The organism is Psychrobacter sp. ANT206 (assembly GCF_056880555.1).
The window spans coordinates 1,169,224-1,190,611 of the sequence record NZ_CP096271.1 but is presented as its reverse complement, the minus strand read 5'-3'; the positions used below and the strand labels follow the sequence as shown (position 1 = coordinate 1,190,611).

Here is a 21,388-nt window from a genome sequence, read left to right as displayed (position 1 = left end):
TTTTAAATAGACCCTAATATAATGTATGATCAATAGTGACTGAAAAGCAGTTTTTTAAAACAGTGACTTAAGACATGACTAACTATGCAGGCAATTATGCAGATTTTCCTTGCTCGAAATAACGTACAAGCCGGTCCCTACACTTTGGATCAGCTCAATATTATGCTCACCTCTGGTGAAGTGCTATTAGATGATTTGGTCTGGCATGACGGCTTAGATCAGTGGCAGCGCGTGGGTAACTTAACTAACAATCAAGCCTTTTATCGCCCAACTCATGTAGCGATGCCTGAGGTTAATGATTCTATCATCAACAACGTTACTATCTTCCCAGAAGACGATGCAGCAGATACCAATAAAGACAAACAATCGGTATCGCTAGATCGTTTATATGGCAAGCCTGAACGTTCAAAAGACACGGCTAAAAACACCAAAGCAGATATGACAACCAATCGTCATCACACGCCAAATAACAACGTGTCATTAAATAAGTCTAACGCGACCAAAGCTGCTTCAGCGAAAGGCAAAGTAGTGGGTAATGTGATACTGGCTCCTATCATGTCACGGATATTGGCAACGGCGCTGAATGCTTTACTGTATTTATTGGCTATTTTTCCACTAGTCATGGCATTGACCAAGATGGATGTCGATTATACCAAGTTCCAAAATATCCAAGATATGGACGCTGCTTATCAGTACTCAGTGACGTTGATGGAAAGCTTGCCTAGTAGCACGTTGATGATCTCGCAGGTCATGGTCTTTGGTTTGTTTGCCTTGCAATTGTTATTTATCATTTTGCGTGGTCAATCACTGGGCAAAATGATTACAGGTATTCGCGTGGTTGATCAAACCACCCATCGTCTACCATCATTTTTAAAGCTTATTGGTATGCGTACCTTTTTGCTGTTTATCATTTATAACTTATTGTTCTCGTTTACCAGCTTTTTGGGTTTCGTTATTGTCGCCATTCATTATTATATGGCGTCTAAAAGCCCTGAAAACATTGGTTGGCACGACAAATTGGCCAAAACTTTGGTAGTTAAAGCAGATAGCAGTCAATTGATAAAAGAGCCAAAAATAAAATAATCCTATTTTTGATTATTCCTAATATCTCTTATGTTTGTTATAAAAAGCGACGTATCAGCGTTGCTTTTTTATTGATAAAGAAACAAGGTATTCGATTAATAATTTTTATTAACAGTTGCGCATTGATTAACCTTTGTGTTCATCAGTGACTACTGTTATAATACGGCGCTTTATAAACTAAGCTTATTCTCTGTTAATTATTTATAATAATGGGTAGGATTTGAGCTTACCTTATAAATCTCCTTGCTATTAACATAGGGTTAATAGCTACTAATCCGTAAGGAGTCATAATGCGACATTACGAACTGGTGTTACTTGTACACCCAGACCAAAGCGACCAAGTGGTCGGCATGGTTGAACGCTATATCAAGTTAGTTCAAGACAACAACGGCACTATCCATCGTCTAGAAGATTGGGGTCGTCGTCAACTTGCTTACCCAATTAACAAGATTCACAAAGCTCATTACGTTCTTTTCAACATTGAAACTGACGGCGAGACTTTAGCTGAACTTGAAGAATTATTCCGTTATAACGACGCGATCATTCGTAGTCTAGTTATGCGCCGTGATGATGCTGTCACTGAAGAGTCGCAGTTAGCCAAGAATGCCGATGAAAAACGCGCACGCAAAGCTACTACTCGTCGTCCAGACAGTAATGATGACAACGACAACCACAGTGATGACTAATTAAAGGAGCATAATCATGGCACGTTTTTATCGCCGTCGCAAATTCTGCCGTTTCACTGCTGAAGGTATCACTCACATCGATTATAAAGATGTTGAATTGCTAAAACAGTATATCAGTGATAATGGCAAAATCGTACCAAGCCGTATTACCGGTACGTCTACTAAATATCAGCGTCAACTAGCGACTGCTATCAAGCAAGCTCGTTATTTATCGCTACTTCCATACACTGATAACCATCAGGGTTAACCGTTAACTAGGAATGACTCATGCAAATTATTTTGTTACAGCGTATCGTCAACCTTGGCAAACTCGGTGAAACTGTCGATGTAAAACCAGGTTACGGACGTAACTTTCTTATCCCTTTGGGTAAAGCACTACCTGCTACTAAAGCTAACATTGAAAAGTTCGAAGCACGTCGTGCTGAACTTGAAGCTGAAGAAGCAAAAGAAGTAGCGGTTGCTCAAGAACGTGCTGAGGCATTAACTGACGTTAATGTTATCATGCGCGCTAAATCAGGTGACGAAGGCAAGCTATTCGGCTCTATCGGTACACGCGATATCGCTGAAGCATTGACTAACTCAGGTCTAGAAGTTGACCGTGCTGAAATCAAGCTACCTGAAGGCACTTTGCGTCAAATTGGTGAATATAATGTTGATATTCAACTACATCATGACGTTACGGCTACTATTCTAGTTACCATTCTTTCTGAAGATGGCGACAACGAAGATTTAGACGAAGACAATGCTGCAGACGAAAACGAAGACTATTCTGAAGAGTAATCTTTAGCATATTAAGTTTTAGTCGCAATAAAAACCAGCAACTTTAGGTTGCTGGTTTTTTTTGTGTTGGATTTGGACTTCGTTATTTATATTAGTACTGATACAGACAATAAACACTGTATACGCAATGACAAAAGACTATTGATAACGTCTGTTGTATTCTAATCCTCCTAGTCACTATGCTGACGATATATATTTTATGAATGAAATCTAGGATACCATGATAAATACTGATGACACTTTACGATGTACTCAAGGCAATGACTTTTATACCGAAGGCAAAACTTATAAGGTTGGTAGAATCGTTAATAATAAATACTTCCAAATATTAACCAATAATAATACTGACCATTGGTATGCGACCTTAGATGACAAAGGCATTTATGTGAGCTTTGATTCGGCTATAGCAGAAACTGAGAGAGCATGTTTTGAGAAGATCAATGATCTATCAAATGACTGTTAGTAGCATTTCAACACTTTTAAACTATAATCAAATATTAAAAACGGTCATTATAATGACCATTTTTTTTGGTTAAATATCAATACGACTATAGGATAAATATCCTACAGAGTGTGGCCAGTTAATTGCAAGGTTTGGTACCTCTTGACCAGTCACGATCATCTTAGCGGCATTGATCCAACCAGCATGACCGATGGCTAATACTGGATGATCTTTTTGCTCAACTGCAATTTTATCCAACCAGCTCTCCGCTCGATTAAACAGCTGTTGCAAACTTTCACCATGATCAGGCGCAAAGTGGGCAAAATTATTGCACCATTCATCAATTTGTTGTTTCTCAATCTGTTTCCAAGACTGACCATCCCAATCACCGAAATGAATCTCAGCCAATTCAGGTGCGACTCGACACTCAAAACCGCGCTGTGCCAATATTTTCCCGACCTTTAGTGAACGCTGTAAGGGGCTAACCCAAATCACTTTTGATAATTGCTGTAGACGTACAAAGCGCTGTATTTTATTAGCAAGGCGTTTTAGTTTACGTTTATCGACCTCTACATCTGTCTGTCCAATACAGAGACCACCAGCCGTAACTGGTTTTGGATGACGCCAAATATACATAATCATGAGTGCGAGTATCCTTTCTTAGCATCATTTTTAACGCTTTGGCTTAAATTAAGGGCAATGAAGCGGCCAGTCCAATGTAAATAGCAATTTCGCTAAGCTGCTGCGTGGCTCCTAAGCCATCACCCGTATAACCATCTAAACGTCTACGTAATAAGCGCCGCATATAATCTGTCGCGCCTATGCCTAGCAATAATGCCAATAACCATTGCCAAATACCAATCTGTTGCATGGTATTAGGGAAAACCAGTGCGACCAAAGTAATAGCCAACATTAGCCAACCACTGCTATATATAGCTTGTAATGGTGTCAGCTGCTGTGCCATCGGTTTTGCTTTGGCATGTTCAATCTCTCCGCCATAAGGCAATAGCGTCAGTAAACTAATACAAAATAAACGTGACGCAGTATGCCCAATAATGAGTGCAACGATAGCAACGGGTGTTGGCATCGCAGTAAGTAAGCTGATTTTAAGCAATAGCGCTGAGACCAAACCTAATACGCCATACGTGCCTAAGCGTGAGTCTTTCATAATCTCTAAAGTGCGCTCGCGAGTGAGTCCACCACCTAGCCCATCGCAACTATCGGCAAGTCCATCTTCATGAAAAGCACCTGTCAGCTTGATACCAAAAGCCGTACTTATCACTGCCGCAACTAGCGGTATGAATAAGAGACTGCTAAGCCAAAACACGCCAGCACAAAGCAAACCTATCAGTAAACCTACCGCTGGAAAATAACGGCTGCTTTGGTGCAGCCACTGCGGATCATAATGGCTAAAAGACGGAACGGATATACGGGTTAAAAACTGAACAGCAACCAATATCAATCGGGCTTCATAACGAAGGCGCTGCAATACAGACAGCTTTGAGGATGAGCTTGGCATCACTTGCTTTGCTCACTGATACCAGCATCACTAAAACTTGCCATCTCATTGATAATCGCGCAAGCGGATTGCAATAATGGATACGCTAATGCCGCACCACTGCCCTCGCCTAAGCGCATACCCATATCAAGTAATGGCTTAGCATTCAGCAGTTTTAATAAATGCGCGTGCCCTGGTTCAACTGAGTGATGAGCAAATACAGCATATTGAGCAACGCCCGGCGCTAAGCGCTCAGCGACCAATAATGCGCTACTAGCAATAAAACCATCGATTAACAAAATACGACGTTCACTGGCAGCCTGCATCAGCGCGCCTGCCATCATAGCAACCTCAAGCCCGCCTAATGCAGCAAGCACATCGAACGGCACTTGCGCTTCACGGTGACGCTCTAATACTTGCGTTAAGATATTTGCCTTATGCTGCAAGCCTGCATCATCGAGTCCTGTACCGCGACCGATACAATCAGCAATAGACAAGTCGCCAAGTCTCGCCAGCAATAGACTTGCCGCTGAGGTATTACCGATGCCCATTTCACCGACAATCAATAGATTACCCGCCATGTTCTTAACCACGCTCATACCACTCTCTAATGCAGCCAAGCATTCTACTTGTGTCATAGCAGCTTCTGTCAGCGCATCGCGGCTACCATGTCGAATTTTATAATCTAGCAGTTGCGGATGGTCTTTAAAAGGAGAGTTGCCAAAATCCGCGTCTACCCCAGCATCGACTACTTTTAGCTCAATATTATGCTGACGTGCTAAGACATTGATGGCAGCGCCGCCTTGCAAAAAGTTATAAACCATCTGTGCAGTGACTGCACTAGGATACGCAGACGTGCCATGCTTGGTTAAACCATGATCGGCGGCAAATACTCGAATTTGAGGTTGCTCAATCTTTGGCGTAAGCGTCCCTTGAATCATACCTAACTGCAGAGCGAGCGTCTCTAAACGTCCAAGTGCGCCAATTGGTTTGGTCTTTTGGTCAATGATTTGCTCTAGCTGCTGGCGTAGCGCATTATTTTCGATATTGGGAATTATCGGGGCATTAAATATGTTCAAAGGAAGTATCCTAAATCTGCTACATGTCAAACAAAACCCACATACTAGCAGAGTATCTAAGCTTTACCATGAATAAAATCAAATATGAGCCGAATAGATTTCCTAGCAACGTAGATTTACTATAGAATATGCCCCTTTAAAAATTCATATGACTATTGGTGCTTTATGAAGTGCACGCTGCATGAGCCTCATAATTTTTCATAAGACATTAACAACTATATAGAGACAGTAATGATCGTATTTTGGCTGGTGCTGACCATTCTTTTTATTATTTTTGCCACCGCAAAACTCAAGTGGCATCCTTTTTTAGTATTAATCTTATCTGCCTTTTTGGTCGCACTGTTTTACCAAGTACCGCTTAATACGGTCGCTAAAACCATCTCTGATGGCTTTGGCGGTATATTAGGATATATCGGTCTGGTGATTGTATTTGGTACCATTATTGGCTTAATACTTGAAAAAACGGGTGCCGCCATCGTAATGGCAGAAACGGTCATTAAAGTCTTAGGACCACGCTTCCCCACTTTGACGATGTCTATCGTAGGTGCCGTAGTATCTGTACCAGTGTTTTGTGATTCAGGCTATATTATTTTAAACTCGTTAAAAGAGTCTTTGGCTGAGCGCTTAAAAGTATCAAGCGTGGCGATGAGTATTGCCTTAGCAACTGGCTTATATGCCACTCATACCTTTGTACCACCGACACCCGGTCCAATTGCAGCAGCAGGAAACTTGGGACTTGAGTCAAATTTGGGCTTGGTCATCATGGTCGGTGTAGTTGTGACAACTGTTGCAGTACTTGCCGGTTGGTTATGGTCCAATCGCTTCCTGAATGCCACTCCTGACAATATTGATGCACTCGACGCGCCAGCTTCAACTGTGCCAGAAAACATGAAAACTCGCGACGACTATAGTAAGCTACCGTCGGCAGCCATGGCATTTTTACCTATTATCGTGCCTATCGTCTTGATTTGCTTGTCGTCTGTTGCTAACTTACCTAGTACGCCATTTGGTACGAGCACCGTCACAGATATCTTAGTATTTATAGGCAATCCACTGACTGCCCTACTGATTGGTTTATTTCTATCATTTTTACTGATCAATACTGAACAAAAAACGCAGCAAATCAGCGATAGCATCTCTCAAGGCTTGGTGGTCGCAGCGCCTATTCTCTTAATCACTGGTGCTGGCGGCGCGTTTGGCGCTATGCTAAAGGTCACACCAATTGGCGATTATTTGGGTACGACTTTATCTGCCTTGGGGCTTGGTATTTTTATGCCATTTATCGTTTCTGCTGCACTAAAAACAGCACAAGGCTCAACTACTGTTGCCTTGGTGACCACCTCTGCGATGGTCGCACCACTATTGGGTCAAATAGGTCTCGATAGTGAGCTTGGTCGCGTATTTTGTGTGATGGCAATTGGTGCAGGCGCGATGACTATCTCGCACGCTAATGACAGCTTTTTTTGGATTGTTAGCCAGTTTAGTCGTATGAGTGTGGCACAGGCTTATAAAGCCCATTCTATGGCGACTGGTATTCAGGGCGTGACCAGTATCATCTTTATTTGGTTATTAACCTTGGTATTTATTTAAAGAGATTCAAAGAGACATTCATGAAAATTTTAATTGCTCCCGACTCATTTAAAGAAAGCTTAGAAGCACTAGATGTTTGCCGCGCCATTCAATCTGGCTTCAGCCAAGTGTTTCCAGATGCTGACTATAAACTGCTACCCATGGCAGATGGCGGTGAAGGGACTTCTGCAGTATTGTCTTACGTGCTAGGTGGTCGCTGGAAAGAAGTGCACGTCCATGACCCTTTAATGCGACCGATTAGCGCAAAATACTTATTACTGCCTGATGCAACTGCGGTCATCGAAGTTGCTCAAGCTTGCGGTTTACATCTCTTGACTGTGGCAGAGCGCAATCCAGTCATCGCCAGCAGCTATGGCGTTGGCGAGCTGATTGCAGATGCTTTAAGGGAAGGTGTCAAACGTATTATTATCGGTCTTGGTGGTAGTGCCACCAATGATGCAGGACTTGGTATGCTAACCGCACTTGGCATGAGGTTTCATGATAGTAACGACAATACATTAGCCCAAGGCGGCGGTGCGCTTGCCAATTTGCAACGATTAGATGCGACAAGCTTCCATACTAGCGTGTTGGAGACAGTGTTTGAAGTAGCCTGTGATGTCACCAATCCTCTATGTGGCGAGTTGGGTGCCAGTGCAATATTTGGTCCTCAAAAAGGCGCTAGTCTACAGCAAGTTAATGATTTGGACCAAGCATTGAATCATTTTGCAGGTGTATGTGAGCAGCATGGCTATCAGAATTATCAAGAGATAGCGGGTGCTGGTGCAGCAGGTGGACTTGGCTATGCATTAATGAGCTTTTGCCAAGCTGAGTTAAAGTCAGGTTTTGATACAGTGGCAAAAGTTACCAACTTATCACAGCACATTGCCGATGCAGATTTGGTCATTACTGGTGAAGGCAAGCTTGACGCTCAGTCTGCCATGGGTAAAGTAGCTGGTGGCATTAGCCACATTGCCAAAGCCCGCCATACGCCAGTGATTGCGATTTGTGGCAGTGTTGATGGACTAGAATCGGCTCAGACCAGTCAGTTTGATATCATCATGCCCAGTATCCAAAAGCTAGAGTCCATCGAGAACATCTTTAAAAATGCTTATCATAATGTTGAAATCACTGCCACCAATATTGCTGCGGCAATAAAACTAGGTCAAAGTATCAAGTAGGCTTTATACGGCTACTTAAGATGCTCTCTTAAACGCTGTTATAGCCATTTCTTCACCTCATTGAGGACGGTTTGCATCCTATTTGGCAGTACCTGCTGGCGACGTACAGCAAGGTACAGGGTCTCACTAACTGAGACTGGCAGCTGATGACATTTAAGCAGCTGCGGGTTTGGATACGCGGCAACTGCGTGCGCTGGTAATACGGTAAATCCAAGCCCCCTACTTACCGGCTCTAAAATCATACCTATCTGATTAGAAAAGCCTTTTTTAATAAAGTCATTGATGTGTCCAAATTCAGGATAATTGGCGCTCAACAGCAAACTGGTATGATGTGCGCCATCAGGATGATCAATAAATCCAAGCTCGGTAAGTGCTTCCCAGCTAGGCTCCATCATTGTGACTGGTGTCACCAGTTGTAGCGCTTCTTGAGCCACCGGCTTGCAGCTGACCGTCTCATCATTCGAGATAGTTGTCATAAAACCTATATCAATCTCATGCTTGGAAAGCGCCTGCTCTATATCTGTATTGGGGGCAAAACGGTAATCAATCACCAGCTGTGGATGCTGCTCTTGTAATGTTAACAACTGCGGATAGAGCTTTAAACCGACGCTGCCAGGCGATATGATTCGCACCATTCCCTCATTGTACGGATCGTCACCGATACGCTGCTCTAAGCGTGATAATCGCTGCAAGATGTCTTCTGCCTCTCGATAAAGCTGCTCACCTGCATCTGTTAATGAAAACTGCTTACCTTGACGAATAAGCAAGTCAACATCCAACTGATTCTCAAGCTTACGTATATGCTGACTAACCCCTGACTGCGTCATATATAGACGCTCAGCCGTTTGAGTAAAATGTCCGACTTCCACCAAGGTGCAAAAGGTACGTAGCCATGTGGTATTAATCATTACAATACATACTTATCTTTATAATAAACGATAATTTTACGTAATAGACTTAACTTTGTAAACTACTCCCATATCAAAAAGGAGTACAAACCATGAACAATATTTATCCAAGAAGCTTTTCACATATTGGTCTTTCAGTACCTGACCTAGATGCCGCTGTCAAATTTTATACTGAGGTGATGGGTTGGTATACCATCATGGAGCCGACCGAAATCACCGAAGATGACAGTGCCATTGGCGAGATGTGTACCGAAGTCTTTGGTGCAGGTTGGGGCAGCTTTCGTATCGCTCATTTATCGACTGGCGACCGTATTGGCGTTGAAATTTTTGAATTTAAAAATCAAGAAGACCCTGACAATAACTTTGAATACTGGAAAACAGGCATCTTCCATTTCTGTGTTCAAGATCCTAATGTTGAAGAGCTTGCCGAGCGTATGGTTGCCGCAGGGGGTAAAAAACGGATGGAAAAACCTCGTTATTACTACCCTGGTGAAAAACCCTATCGCATGATTTATATGGAAGATCCATTTGGTAATATCGTTGAGATATATAGCCATAGCTATGAGCTGATTTATAGTGAAGGCGCTTATTAAGAGTCATTAGTAGTATATTTTTTGAAAAATCATTGCTTTAAAACATAAAAATAGCGCTCTTATCATATAAGGGCGCTATTTTCATGTGGGCTATATCAGTATCACTGACCTCTTGCTTAACCAATTAAGCATGCTACTATTTAGGTTGTAATTTAATTAGCTTTTGCGCTTTTACACTAAGTTTAAATGCCTATTATCAAGGACGATAAATGACCCAGTCTAACCCCATTCAATCAGTGAATCCCTCGATAGACCAAGACACTAGTGAGCCCTTAGTTATTAAAGAAAACTCAGGCAGCGTGGTGACATTGACACTCAACAGTCCCAAACAATTTAATGCCTTATCGATTGAGTTGCTAGCTGCTATGCAAGCGGAGCTGGATAATATTGCCCAAGACAAGACAATACAAGTACTGGTGATTGCCGCAAATGGCAAGGCATTTTGTGCTGGACATAATCTAAAAGAGATGCGCGCCAATCCAGATGTCGCTTTTCAGCGTGCTTTATTTGAGCAATGTAGTCAGATGATGCTTACCATCAATCAAATGCCGCAAGTTGTCATTGCCAAAGTACAAGGCATCGCTACCGCTGCTGGTTGTCAGCTGGTCGCAGCTTGTGATTTAGCTGTTGCCTCGGACAATGCCAAATTTGCCACCTCTGGTATCAATGTAGGGCTATTTTGTTCTACCCCTGCAGTAGCAGTCAGTCGCAACCTATCTCGTAAGCAAGCATTTGAGATGCTTATTACTGGTGAATTTATAGATGCCCACACTGCACTACAGCAGGGACTGATCAATCGTGTGGCAAGCGCTGAGCAATTAGACCAGATGCTACAGTCTCTGATAGACGCTATTACTAATAAATCTTCAGTCGCTCTTAAAACTGGCAAAACCATGTTTTATAAGCAACTGGATATGGAATTGGCAGATGCTTACGAGTATGCCAGCGAGGTGATGAGCTGCAATATGATGGCGGATGATGTGAGTGAAGGGATTGACGCCTTTATCGAAAAGCGTTCTGCCATATGGACAGGACGATAAGAACAACAGAGTTATTCTATAATGCAAAATGTCTCTGTTGGCGTTGGCAGCGCCACTTTTTAAATAACAAAGGCGTTTTTTAAATAAGAAATGGCAATAATTAAGATTACTCAGCTAGTAATTTTGCAAGCATCTTATTTATCTCACTTTTGAATGCTTTATCGTCGAGCTTACTGGCAGTAATTTTAGCACTCTGTAAGCTTTGAATCGCTGCCTCTGTCTGTCCAAGCTCGCTCTGTAACTCAGCCATTGAAAAGGCAATCGATGATAAATGCTCTTTTGATTGAATCGCTACGGCTTTATCCAAGGCTTTTTGGTAAATAACTAATGCCTCATCCAAATCTTCCGTAAAATCTGCCAATGTCTCCCACTGCTCAGGATGATCCTTATTGCCTTTCTCATTTTCAATGCACAAGTCTTTTAGCTGTACATACAGCGTATCAAATGTCTCTTTATCATTGGCACTGTCCGCTTCTAATAGCTTTTCTGCCAACACATAAATTGAATGATAGATTTTATTATTAATCATTTTTTTGTAACCCTTTTTGCTGCTCATCAGATAACTGTCAATACTGTCAACGAGGTTAATTATAGACTATTTGCATGCGTCGCTCATCAAAAAGGGCGTGATAGTCATATCACGCCCTCTCATTATTATTCAGTTTTAAGTAGCAGGTACTGGTATTTACTCAGCAGCGATAGCAGTAATCTCAACCAACAGCTCAGGACGTGCCAAAGCAGATTCACCGCAAGCACGAGCTGGCGGCTGTACGCCTTCGAACCACTTATCCCATACTTCATTCATTGCCGCAAAATCCGACATGCTTTTCACCCAGACAGTCACTGACAGTAGCTTTGATTTATCGCTACCAACTTCTTCTAACAAGGCTTGTATCTTTTCTAAACAAGTCAATGTTTGGGCTTTGATGTCATCTTCAGCGTTACCTACTTGACCACATAGATAAACAGTCTGGTTATGAACCACAATTTTACTCATACGTTGATTACTATGGAGCTTTTGCATGGATTATTATCCTTAATTTTTAATGCTTTAAAATGTATAAATGACTCAAGTTTTATGAAATCTTACTTAGCGAGAAAAGCGATCAGCGCTAAATGGCTTGATATCGACCAATAGCGGTTTTTCATGAATCATCTCTTCAACGAGACGACCGGTCATTGGTCCTAAGGTGAAACCTTGATGACTGTGACCAAAGGCAAACCATAATTTTTCATGGTTACTTGCAGGACCGATAACTGGCTTCATATCTGGCATACAAGGACGCGAGCCTGCCCATGCTTCACTCTCAACTGCATCTTCTAATGGCAAGATTTTTCGCGCCAGTTTAAGCACAGTTTTCAATTGTCCAAAATTCTTTGGCGCATTCATGGTAGTCATCTCAGCACCGGTAGTAATACGGATACCTTGCTGCATCGGCCCCATGACGAAACCTTTATCCATATCAAACATACTATGATGGATGGTGTTCTTCTCGTTGACTTTAAAATGCTGATGATAGCCACGCATCGGGAATAATGGCAAGTCATAACCAAGCGGCTTGATGAGATCATTAGACCAAGGTCCTGCTGCGATGACTAATTTATCACTATAGAAAGTCTCGGTATCGGTGACAATCTTCCAGCCGCCATCTTCTTGTACGATTTCTTGAACGCCAGTCTCTTTAATTGTCCCGCCCATTTCTTGGAAGTTTTTTGCATAGGCTTTAACCAGAAAGCTTGGGTTTGAGACCTGCCAAGAATTCAACCAATGAATTGCGCCGACGAACTCGTCAAAATTGGCGCTAGGCTCCATGACTCTTAACTCTTCAACCGTCAATACCTTGTGCTCAACACCTTGATTGCGAGCATCGATAGCTAGCGCAATGGCTTCTTTAAAAGTGTCTTCAGAGCGATGTAATTGCAACCAACCATCGCGGGTAATCAGCTCATCTGCACCAGAGGCGCTAATCATGGTTTGATGTTCGCTTGTGCAATGCTCAATCAGTGTTTGCCACTCGCCTTCGATTTTTTTAACTGAGGCAGGTGTAGAGTATTTCCAGTATTGCAACAGTGCCTGATGATAACGAAGAATAGCTGGTATGCGATAGCGGATATCAGTACCTTGGTTTGGCAATACACGTATCATTTCAGTCAGCTGGCGCGGAAACGGATGCGTATGAATTGCCTCACGCTGAATCAAGCCAGCATTGCCGTATGAAGTCTCTGAGCCCGGTAGCTTTTTGTCTATAAGCAAAACTTCAGCATTGTTTTTTTGTAGATGCCAAGCAACCGAGGTGCCAACCATACCTGCACCGATAACGATAACTTCATGACGCATAACATATCCCTTTTTATGGCTTTGATACAGAGTGTTAAATAGATGAATATAACGGGTAAGGTGGTCATAGTAACGCATTGAAAGATTTTTTAAACCCTTATCTGTTAAATATTTTTACGAATAAACACTTTTGGTTATATGTTTTTATGCAAGGTATTTTTGATAGGAATAGTAACAACCTAATGAAAAACAAAAGTCATTTTTTAAGCTATTTTCCAACGTTTATAGCATTTTTTATCACCACCAAACTGGATCATCACTCTCTTCTAAAGGCTGTTTTACCGTTAGCACCGTTATCTTATCGGCAGGTACTTCAGCGATAAACCGTGACACTTTATCAAAATAGCCTGAATAGCTCGAAAAATAATCGGGCGCAGTTAAAAACAGCCTGCTTTTTGCACGACTACAGGCAACATAAAACAGCTTACGCTCTTCTTCTAATTCTTCAAAATCGCTTAGTGAGCGGTAATGCGGCGTCATACCATCTACCAATGAATTAACAAATACCACTGACCATTCAAGTCCTTTGGCACTATGAATGGTCGAAATGGTCACTTTGTCCCTGTTTTTGTCGATACCTTCTTCGCCTTTTTCAGGCTCACTTGCGGTGGCAACCGAGTCATTAGGTGGATCGAGTGCCAGATTTTCTAAAAATTTATCTAGGCTATCATGCTCTAACGCTAGATTTTTGAGCACACGGAAGTCTTCGCTACGCTCACGCCAATTGTCTTCATTGATTTTTAAAACGGGCATATAAAAATCTAGAATCAGCTCGATAATGGCTTCGACCGACTCTGCTTGACTGGCTTGACTTAGCATTTTATACAGCGGCTCAAGTTGCGTGCTTTTTTTGGCAAACTTTGTTGTTAATAACGGCTCAAAAGAGTTATCGTCAGCATTGATTGCTTGGGTTAAGCGCGTGGCAGTCACCGACCCCACGCCTTTAAATAAGGTCAAAATACGGTGCCATGCAATGGTATCATTCGGGTTATAAAGTATCTTAACAAATGCTAAGACGTCTTTAATGTGGCGTCTTTCAATAAAACGAATCCCACCAACGACAATAAACGGGATATTACGTTCCATAAATTCTAGCTGGACGTAGTTAGATTGAAAGGAGGTTCGGCACAATACCGCAAAGTCTTGATAATCATAGTCTGATTTTAATTCGATGATTTTATCAGCGATATATTTAGCCTCTTTCGTTTCATCGCTAAGTCGGCGAAATATTGGTTTTACGCCTTCTATAGAAACCCCAGAGTACAGCTGCTTTTGGTAACCCAAGGTGATCTGAGCGGATAACGCATTGATATAATCAAGCACTGCTGGCGTACTACGATAATTTTGCTCAAGTTTAATCAGCTTAGCTTCAGGGTAACCCTCTCCGAATAATAAGATATTTTCATAATTGGCGCCGCGAAAGGCATAAATACTTTGGTTGTCATCACCGACGACCATCAGCGACACTGACGTAGGCGCACAGATGAGATCAATCAGCTCTTTTTGCGGAATATTGGTGTCTTGATATTCATCGACCATGACATAACGATATTGCTTTTGTAGCAGTTGGCGAAAGGTATCATTAGTCTTTAAATGACGCACCACTTGGCTAATGATGTCATCAAAATCGTATAGATGGTTAGCACGCTTGTACTCATGAAAGTCAACGGCCAATTGCTCAATAACAGGAATATGCACGGCAATATCAGGATAGCTGTTTTCGATTAAACCTCGGATATGAATACGGCGATTTCTAGAGGTTGAAAAGATGTTTTGCAACGTTTTTTTGCGCGGAAATGCCTGATTGGTTATTTTGGTCGGATACTTTTTTTCCTTATGAATTAAATCGATGGCGTCTTCACTGTCGCCTGTATCTAGAATGGTAAATCTCGGATTAATACCAAGCAGACCTGAGTATTGACGTAATAGCATATTACAAAAAGAATGGAAGGTGCCACTGGTAATGTCATTCAGGGCTTTATTTTTTGGCAATTTATCTTCTACCAAATCCTCATTTAACCTTTGGGCAAAAGATGGTGTGCTTGCTAGCAATTTTTTAGCCCGACCTTTGATTTCGTTGGCTGCTTTACGAGTAAAGGTTAATAGTAAAATCTCTTTTGGCGACACGCCATTTTCTATCAAGTAACTGGTTCTATAGGTCAAAGTCTTGGTTTTACCAGAACCGGCACCGGCGATCACCAATACCTTGCCCTCAATAGTCGTGGCGGCCAATAGCTGATTGGCATTAAGCTCACTGGCATAATCTACTTGCAACCCTAAATGATTGCTAAGCCTTTGCGCTAATACCTCAGCATCCGCATTTATCAGATTGGCTTCAAGCTTCTTAATTGCCTGTTCAAGCCGCGCAATCTTGGGTTTCATCTCGATAAAATTTTGCGGATAATTATAATGGTGGGTAGCAAAAATGGTTGTGGTCATTATAGGATATTACCTTTGATATGGTTTAGCGTGCCATTCATTATAAAGTAAGATAATAATTTTAGGGGCTGTCTTAGATAAGTAAGACAATCTAGGGCAGCTTACAGATAGGTTCAACCCTACTTGACGCTTTACCACTTTCAATACACTCATTGACTATAAGTAAGCCGACTGCTTAAATGATTTATCCCTAGGAGAATATCATGACTGAAAAAATCGAAGAAAACGCTGCTACTCACAAACGCAAATTAATTGATAAATTTTTGATAAAACTGACCAAAGAAGAACCGCAGATGTATTACGCCACGACATCTGAGATTGCACGCAGTCTTTATAGCATGTTAAAAGAACATACGAATCGCTTAACCGTTGAGGAACAAGCGCTTATCAGACATATGACTATCGAAGAAATACAAGGGTTATTAGGCTTTCATGCTAAATGAGAAAATAAGATTCTTATGACTGCACAAAAAAGACTGCCTTATAGGCAGTCTTTTTTATTAACACATCAAATTAGAGCTTTAATAATAAACGTTTAAAAAGGATAATCACGCGGCGTATGCTGCACTGAAATCCAATGCAAGGTAGTAAACTCTTCTAGTATCCATTCACCATTAAAGCGTCCGATACCCGAGTTTTTCTCGCCGCCAAATGGCGCGTTGCTTTCATCATTCACCGAGATATCATTAATATGGGTCATGCCAGCTTTGATACCACGAGCAAAGCGCAAGCCTGTTGCCATATCTTGAGTAAATACCGCACTCGATAAGCCATACATAGAGTCATTAGCAATAGACAGCGCATCGTCTTCATCTTTGGCGCGGATGATACCCACCAAAGGACCGAACACTTCGTTGCAAGACAAGTCCATCTCACGTGTGACATCGCTAAAGACGTGTGGTGGCACCACTTGACCTTTTATCTCACCACTTAATAGCATTTTTGCGCCTTCATCTTGCGCTTTAGCGATTTTTTCTTTTAGCGACTCAACTTGTTTTTTATTGATAATCGGACCGACTGCCGTATCAATTTTGCTAGGATCGCCAACATTCAAGGTCTTAACGTGTGACACAAAACGCGTAACGAAATCGTCATAAATCTCATCTTCGACGATGATACGGTTAATCGCAATACATATCTGACCTTGATGCAAGAATTTACCAAAGGCAGCAGCTTTTACGGCTTGCTCAATATCAGCGTCTTTTAGCACGACAAACGGGCTATTACCACCAAGCTCTAACGCCACTTGCTTGATATAGTCGCCGCCATTTGCCAACTCACCGATATGCTTGCCTACAGAGGTCGAACCGGTAAAGGAAACCAAACTCGGAACATGATGGGTGACCATCGCATCGCCAATTTCACTACCGCTACCAACGACAACGTTTAATAACCCTTTTGGCAAACCGGCTTCTTCGAATATTTTTGCAAGCAGCAACCCACCGGTAATCGGTGTATCACTAGCAGGCTTTAACACTACGGCATTCCCTAGTGCCAATGCTGGCGCAATAGAGCGCTGGGTTAGATGTAATGGGAAGTTCCATGGGCTAATCACGGCAATCACACCCATCGGTTCACGATAGATAAAGTTTTCTTTACCCGGTGTGTTCGACGGGCGAATCTCACCATGGACGCGATTGGGAAAGCTTGCGGCTTCAAGGGTAATCGCCCGCGCACTGCTAAACTCGACCATCGCCTTAATACGGGTACTGCCCGACTCTTTGATTAGCCAATCGACAATCTCATCTTGACGCTGATCAAAGATACTCACTACTTTATAAAGGATAGCAGCACGTTCGTTCGGAGTTTGCTTTGCCCACTGTTTTTGCGCTTCACTAGCAGCTTGATAAGCTTCATCAAGTTGTTTATCCGTTGCTTGTTGAATCTCAACCAAGGTTTCACCGTTAAACGGATTGGTATTGGTATTGATACTATCGTCATCACCCTTTTTCCATTCGCCTGATATATATTGCAAATGAAAATCTGTATAAACATTTACCTGCGTATTTTTAGTTTCTGTTGACATAATTGTTCCTATTTTTTATTTAATAATATTATTAGAGTGTGGCTATAACGTATCATGGCCGTCTATCAGATTCCGTAACACGTTTAATAAGCAATAGCAGCATACGATAACAAACGTAACTTGCTAGACGACTGGTCTAATGCTAACATAAACGCTATAAAAATTAGAATCTTTTAAACCTGTTGTTTGTTGAACAAACGTAACTCACCAATTAATACTTATAAATTTGTTAAACCATCTTAAATAATTAGTCTCTCTAAGGAGAACATAAGTAACATGTCTATACCCAATGCTATAAAACATACTCAACCAGATAGTTCGCTATCTAATATTGCATTATCGAACACCAGAGACCATCTGTTAACGACGGGCTATAAGCTCATCGCACAAAAAGGCTTTACCGCAGTTGGCATTAAGCAAATATTAGATACGGCAGGCGTGCCGAAAGGCTCTTTTTATCATTATTTTGCGTCAAAAGAAGCCTTTGGCGAGGCGATTATCAGCCACTACTTTACCCAGTATAAGCAGCGCCTTGATACTATTGGTTCACAAGATGATAGCGCCCAGCAGAAATTGTATGACTATTTCCAAAACTGGTATGACACGCAGCAAAGCGGCTGCGCTCATGAGAAATGTTTGGTAGTAAAGCTTAGCGCTGAAGTATCAGATATGTCGGAGCCAATGCGTAAAGTCCTATATGCGGGCTATCAGCAAACGATTACATGGCTTGCAACTCAAATCAAAGCCGGCTGGGCAGACGGTTCTGTGCCTCATCCCGCTAACGTAGCGGCTGAGAGTATGGCAAAACGTTGGTATTTTGCATGGCTTGGTGCCAGCTTAGTGACCAAAATTAGTCAAACGGATACCCCGTTAGCAGAAGTATGGCTGATGACCACTACCGCTATGGGTCGCTAGTTTTTTCATTTTATAAACGATCTCTTTACATTTTGTAGCTCTCGCTTTGTCTATCTTTCTGTCTTACTCCTCCTTGTTTAACTTACCATGAACTAGTGTTGAACAAGGATATCTTATTAATATTTTGTCTTAGGAAAAATATTAATTACTACTATTAAAAGTCCAACTGAATAATTCGATTAACTTAATATCGGCTGAAATGCTTATACGATAGTTTTGTAACTATTTACTATAATTACTAGACGACCGGTCTAATTAATATATAATGCGGACAGATGCAAATAAGTTGCAGACTTTATTTTCAGTTTTTAAATCCCTTTTTCATACTCAGAAAACATATTAGGAATCTTATGAATAACTTTCAATATTACAATCCCGTCCGTATCGTCTTTGGTGAAGGTCAAATCGAGAAGTTGGCTGAGCTTGTACCAACAGATGCCCGCGTACTGATTACCTATGGTGGCAGTTCAGCACAGCGTACAGGTACGTTAGATGAAGTTAAAACGGCATTAACTGCCAGTGGCAATCGCGAAATATTCGAGTTTGGTGGTATTGAAGCCAATCCAGAATTTACTACCTTGCTAAAAGCATCTGATATGGTCAATGAGCACAATATTGACTTCTTATTAGCCGTTGGTGGTGGCTCTGTGCTTGACGGCAGTAAGTTTGTCGCACTGGTATCTTCATTGACTGAAGAAGATGGTACGGTATCACGCGATAAAGCATGGGATGCGCTCACCAGTTATTGCAGAGATATCGATTCAGCAGTTGATTTGGGCGCGGTATTAACCATTCCAGCGACTGGCTCTGAAATGAATTCAGGTGGCGTGATTAACTTTAGCGAACGTCAAGCAAAACTGCCGTTTGGTAATCCACTTGCCTTCCCTAAATTTTCAATTTTAGATCCAACCAAAACCATGACTTTACCTGAACGCCAAGTAATGAATGGTGTGGCTGATGCCTTTGTTCATGTGATGGAACAGTACCTGACCTATCCGGTCAACGCGAAAGTTCAAGATGCCTTTGCTGAGAGCTTATTAAAGATTCTGATTGAGGAAGGCGCAGCGGTAAAAGCCGATCCGGAGAATTTAGAGACCCGCAAAAACATCATGTGGACAGCGACTATGGCGCTAAATGGTCTGATCGGTACTGGTGTACCGCAAGATTGGACGACGCATATGATTGGTCATGAGTTGACCTCATTGCACGCGATTGACCATGCTCGCACGCTGACCATCGTATTGCCATCAGTCATGCGTGAGCTTAAAGACAGCAAAAAAGACAAATTGCTTCAATATGCACGCAACGTTTGGAACGTTAAAGCTGACGATAATGGTGCTGAGCTAAATGATGACGCCATCATTGAAGCGGCTATCAAACAAACTGAAAACTTCTTCCGCGAGCTTGGACTGCCGGTCAGCTTAGCAGATGTCGAGTTAGATGCTGCTGCCATTGATCCTATTATCAAGCAATTAGAAGTGCATGGTATGGTGAAATTGGGTGAGCATGGTAAAAACGACTTGGCAGTATCACGTCGTATTCTAGAGCGTGCCATTACTAGCAACGCTTAACTCTCTGAGTAATTATCTATAGTTATATTGTCGTTATAGAAACCACTAGCCTGTCACTTCAGAGTGGCAGGTAACTTTAAAATCAAAAATAAATAAAATAAGGCGCTTTATCATGAGCTTTAACGAACAACAAAATCAACAACAAAACCGTCAAATCAAACTTGCCAGCCGCCCACATGGCGCACCAACTGCCGATAATTTTGAATTGGCTACTGGCGAGATTCCAAAACCCAATCAAAGCGAGATGCTATTACGCACCGTATATTTATCGCTTGACCCTTATATGCGCGGACGTATGAGTGATGCCGCAAGCTACGCTGACCCATTAGAAATTGGCGATGTCATGCTAGGTGGAACGGTTGCCCAAGTTATCGAATCTAATATCGATACATTTACAGTCGGTGATTTGGTAGTATCGAACTCGGGCTGGCAGGACTATAGTGTCAGCGATGGCGAAGGCGTACTAAAGCTCGATAAAAATATGGCAAACCCTTCTTATGGCTTGGGTGTGCTTGGTATGCCCGGCTTCACAGGCTACATGGGTTTGACCGATATTGGTAAACCAAAAAAAGGCGAAACCTTAGTCGTCGCGGCGGCAACGGGTCCTGTTGGCGCAACTGTTGGACAAGTCGGTAATCAATTAGGCTTACGTACTGTTGGCGTCGCTGGCGGTGCTGAGAAGTGTGCTTACGCAGTTGAAGAATTAGGCTTTGATGTTTGTCTTGATCATAAAGCCGATGACTTTGCTGAACAACTAGCAATCGCTTGCCCAGATGGTATCGACATTTATTACGAAAATGTCGGTGGTAAAGTCTTTGATGGCGTATTGCCACTATTAAATGCCCACGCACGTATTCCAGTATGTGGCTTGGTATCACAGTATAACGCCACTGAATTACCGGACGGTAAAGACCGTTTGGGTGTCCTGATGGGTAATATTCTAAGTAAACGTCTAACCATCAAAGGCTTTATTATCTTTGAAGAATACGGTGATCACTTTCCAGAATTCTTAGCTACGATGAGCAAATGGCTTGAATCAGGTGATGTTAAAACCAAAGAGCATCAAGTCGATGGTTTAGCACAAGCGCCACAAGCTTTCTTTGACATGCTTGATGGTAAGAACTTTGGTAAAACAGTGATTAAAGTGGCTGACGTTAAATAACTAACATAAAAAATCATGAAAATAACCAGTTAACAACATAACTTGTTAAGACAGCTACTGAAAGTCATTCTTAAAAGATGA

22 protein-coding genes are annotated in these 21,388 nt (G+C 42.0%); 13 read left to right on the top strand and 9 right to left on the bottom strand.

Features of this window, described 5'->3' with window-relative positions:
• Positions 1–84: 84 nt before the first annotated feature.
• From M0221_RS05100 to M0221_RS05080, 5 genes are all read left to right on the top strand, one after another.
• Positions 85–1,083 (top strand): RDD family protein, encoded by a 999-nt coding sequence (locus M0221_RS05100; protein ID WP_201532357.1) that lies wholly within the window; start codon positions 85–87, stop codon positions 1,081–1,083.
• Positions 1,084–1,373: 290 nt separating this feature from the next.
• Entirely contained in the window at positions 1,374–1,769 is a 396-nt protein-coding gene (rpsF, locus tag M0221_RS05095) for a 30S ribosomal protein S6 (RefSeq protein ID WP_011513370.1), read from the top strand.
• Positions 1,770–1,785: 16 nt separating this feature from the next.
• Positions 1,786–2,016, top strand: a complete 231-nt coding sequence (gene rpsR / locus M0221_RS05090; protein WP_010198808.1) for a 30S ribosomal protein S18 — start codon at positions 1,786–1,788, stop codon at positions 2,014–2,016.
• 20 nt (positions 2,017–2,036) lie between these two features.
• Entirely contained in the window at positions 2,037–2,549 is a 513-nt protein-coding gene (gene rplI / locus M0221_RS05085; RefSeq protein WP_483284572.1) for a 50S ribosomal protein L9, read from the top strand.
• Between the two features lie 220 nt (positions 2,550–2,769).
• Positions 2,770–3,012: a hypothetical protein gene (locus M0221_RS05080; RefSeq protein WP_483284571.1), complete on the top strand. Its 243-nt coding sequence runs from the start codon at positions 2,770–2,772 to the stop codon at positions 3,010–3,012.
• A 69-nt stretch (positions 3,013–3,081) separates the two neighbouring features.
• On the opposite strand, the gene M0221_RS05075 is transcribed toward M0221_RS05080, so the two are convergent.
• The 3 genes from M0221_RS05075 to cobT are packed head-to-tail and all read right to left on the bottom strand — an operon-like array spanning position 3,082 to position 5,568.
• A complete protein-coding gene (locus tag M0221_RS05075) occupies positions 3,082–3,633 on the bottom strand; it encodes a histidine phosphatase family protein (RefSeq protein ID WP_483284570.1) in 552 nt (183 codons plus the stop codon).
• 43 nt (positions 3,634–3,676) lie between these two features.
• Entirely contained in the window at positions 3,677–4,510 is an 834-nt protein-coding gene (locus M0221_RS05070; RefSeq protein ID WP_483284569.1) for an adenosylcobinamide-GDP ribazoletransferase, read from the bottom strand.
• Complete coding sequence (cobT, locus tag M0221_RS05065) at positions 4,510–5,568, bottom strand: nicotinate-nucleotide--dimethylbenzimidazole phosphoribosyltransferase (RefSeq protein ID WP_483284568.1); 1,059 nt, start codon at positions 5,566–5,568, stop codon at positions 4,510–4,512. The genes M0221_RS05070 and cobT overlap by 1 nt, the downstream gene beginning before the upstream one ends.
• Before the next feature lie 231 nt (positions 5,569–5,799).
• On the opposite strand from cobT, the gene M0221_RS05060 reads away from it, so the two are divergent.
• Together M0221_RS05060 and M0221_RS05055 are read left to right on the top strand one after the other, a co-directional pair.
• Positions 5,800–7,158, top strand: a complete 1,359-nt coding sequence (locus M0221_RS05060) for a GntP family permease (RefSeq protein ID WP_483284567.1) — start codon at positions 5,800–5,802, stop codon at positions 7,156–7,158.
• Positions 7,159–7,178: 20 nt separating this feature from the next.
• Positions 7,179–8,315 carry a glycerate kinase gene (locus M0221_RS05055; protein WP_483284566.1) on the top strand — a complete coding sequence of 379 codons (1,137 nt, stop codon included), beginning with the start codon at positions 7,179–7,181 and terminating at the stop codon, positions 8,313–8,315.
• 38 nt (positions 8,316–8,353) lie between these two features.
• Here the strand turns inward: M0221_RS05055 and M0221_RS05050 are convergent, their stop codons facing one another.
• Positions 8,354–9,223, bottom strand: coding sequence for a LysR family transcriptional regulator (locus M0221_RS05050; protein ID WP_483284565.1), 870 nt, complete (start codon positions 9,221–9,223; stop codon positions 8,354–8,356).
• A gap of 92 nt (positions 9,224–9,315) precedes the next feature.
• On the opposite strand from M0221_RS05050, the gene M0221_RS05045 reads away from it, so the two are divergent.
• Together M0221_RS05045 and M0221_RS05040 are read left to right on the top strand one after the other, a co-directional pair.
• Complete coding sequence (locus M0221_RS05045) at positions 9,316–9,816, top strand: lactoylglutathione lyase family protein (RefSeq protein ID WP_133104125.1); 501 nt, start codon at positions 9,316–9,318, stop codon at positions 9,814–9,816.
• Positions 9,817–10,025: 209 nt separating this feature from the next.
• Complete coding sequence (locus M0221_RS05040; protein WP_483284564.1) at positions 10,026–10,856, top strand: enoyl-CoA hydratase; 831 nt, start codon at positions 10,026–10,028, stop codon at positions 10,854–10,856.
• 106 nt (positions 10,857–10,962) lie between these two features.
• Here M0221_RS05040 and M0221_RS05035 read toward each other — a convergent pair whose 3' ends face one another.
• The 4 genes from M0221_RS05035 to M0221_RS05020 form a co-directional block, all read right to left on the bottom strand.
• Complete coding sequence (locus M0221_RS05035) at positions 10,963–11,385, bottom strand: tetratricopeptide repeat protein (protein WP_483284563.1); 423 nt, start codon at positions 11,383–11,385, stop codon at positions 10,963–10,965.
• A 156-nt stretch (positions 11,386–11,541) separates the two neighbouring features.
• A complete protein-coding gene (locus tag M0221_RS05030; RefSeq protein ID WP_483284562.1) occupies positions 11,542–11,880 on the bottom strand; it encodes a RidA family protein in 339 nt (112 codons plus the stop codon).
• Positions 11,881–11,946: 66 nt separating this feature from the next.
• Positions 11,947–13,194: an NAD(P)/FAD-dependent oxidoreductase gene (locus tag M0221_RS05025; RefSeq protein WP_263240174.1), complete on the bottom strand. Its 1,248-nt coding sequence runs from the start codon at positions 13,192–13,194 to the stop codon at positions 11,947–11,949.
• Positions 13,195–13,431: 237 nt separating this feature from the next.
• Complete coding sequence (locus tag M0221_RS05020; protein WP_483284561.1) at positions 13,432–15,633, bottom strand: ATP-dependent helicase; 2,202 nt, start codon at positions 15,631–15,633, stop codon at positions 13,432–13,434.
• A 203-nt stretch (positions 15,634–15,836) separates the two neighbouring features.
• Between M0221_RS05020 and M0221_RS05015 the strand changes: the two genes are divergently transcribed.
• Positions 15,837–16,076 carry a hypothetical protein gene (locus M0221_RS05015; protein WP_020443232.1) on the top strand — a complete coding sequence of 80 codons (240 nt, stop codon included), beginning with the start codon at positions 15,837–15,839 and terminating at the stop codon, positions 16,074–16,076.
• 92 nt (positions 16,077–16,168) lie between these two features.
• Here the strand turns inward: M0221_RS05015 and M0221_RS05010 are convergent, their stop codons facing one another.
• Positions 16,169–17,659 (bottom strand): aldehyde dehydrogenase family protein, encoded by a 1,491-nt coding sequence (locus tag M0221_RS05010; RefSeq protein WP_483284560.1) that lies wholly within the window; start codon positions 17,657–17,659, stop codon positions 16,169–16,171.
• 276 nt (positions 17,660–17,935) lie between these two features.
• On the opposite strand from M0221_RS05010, the gene M0221_RS05005 reads away from it, so the two are divergent.
• The 3 genes from M0221_RS05005 (at position 17,936) to M0221_RS04995 (ending at position 21,307) form a co-directional block, all read left to right on the top strand.
• Positions 17,936–18,574, top strand: a complete 639-nt coding sequence (locus M0221_RS05005) for a TetR/AcrR family transcriptional regulator (RefSeq protein ID WP_483284559.1) — start codon at positions 17,936–17,938, stop codon at positions 18,572–18,574.
• A 350-nt stretch (positions 18,575–18,924) separates the two neighbouring features.
• On the top strand, positions 18,925–20,145 hold the full coding sequence (locus tag M0221_RS05000) for an iron-containing alcohol dehydrogenase (protein WP_483284558.1): 1,221 nt from the start codon (positions 18,925–18,927) through the stop codon (positions 20,143–20,145).
• Between the two features lie 112 nt (positions 20,146–20,257).
• Entirely contained in the window at positions 20,258–21,307 is a 1,050-nt protein-coding gene (locus tag M0221_RS04995; protein ID WP_483284557.1) for an NADP-dependent oxidoreductase, read from the top strand.
• Positions 21,308–21,388: the final 81 nt, after the last annotated feature.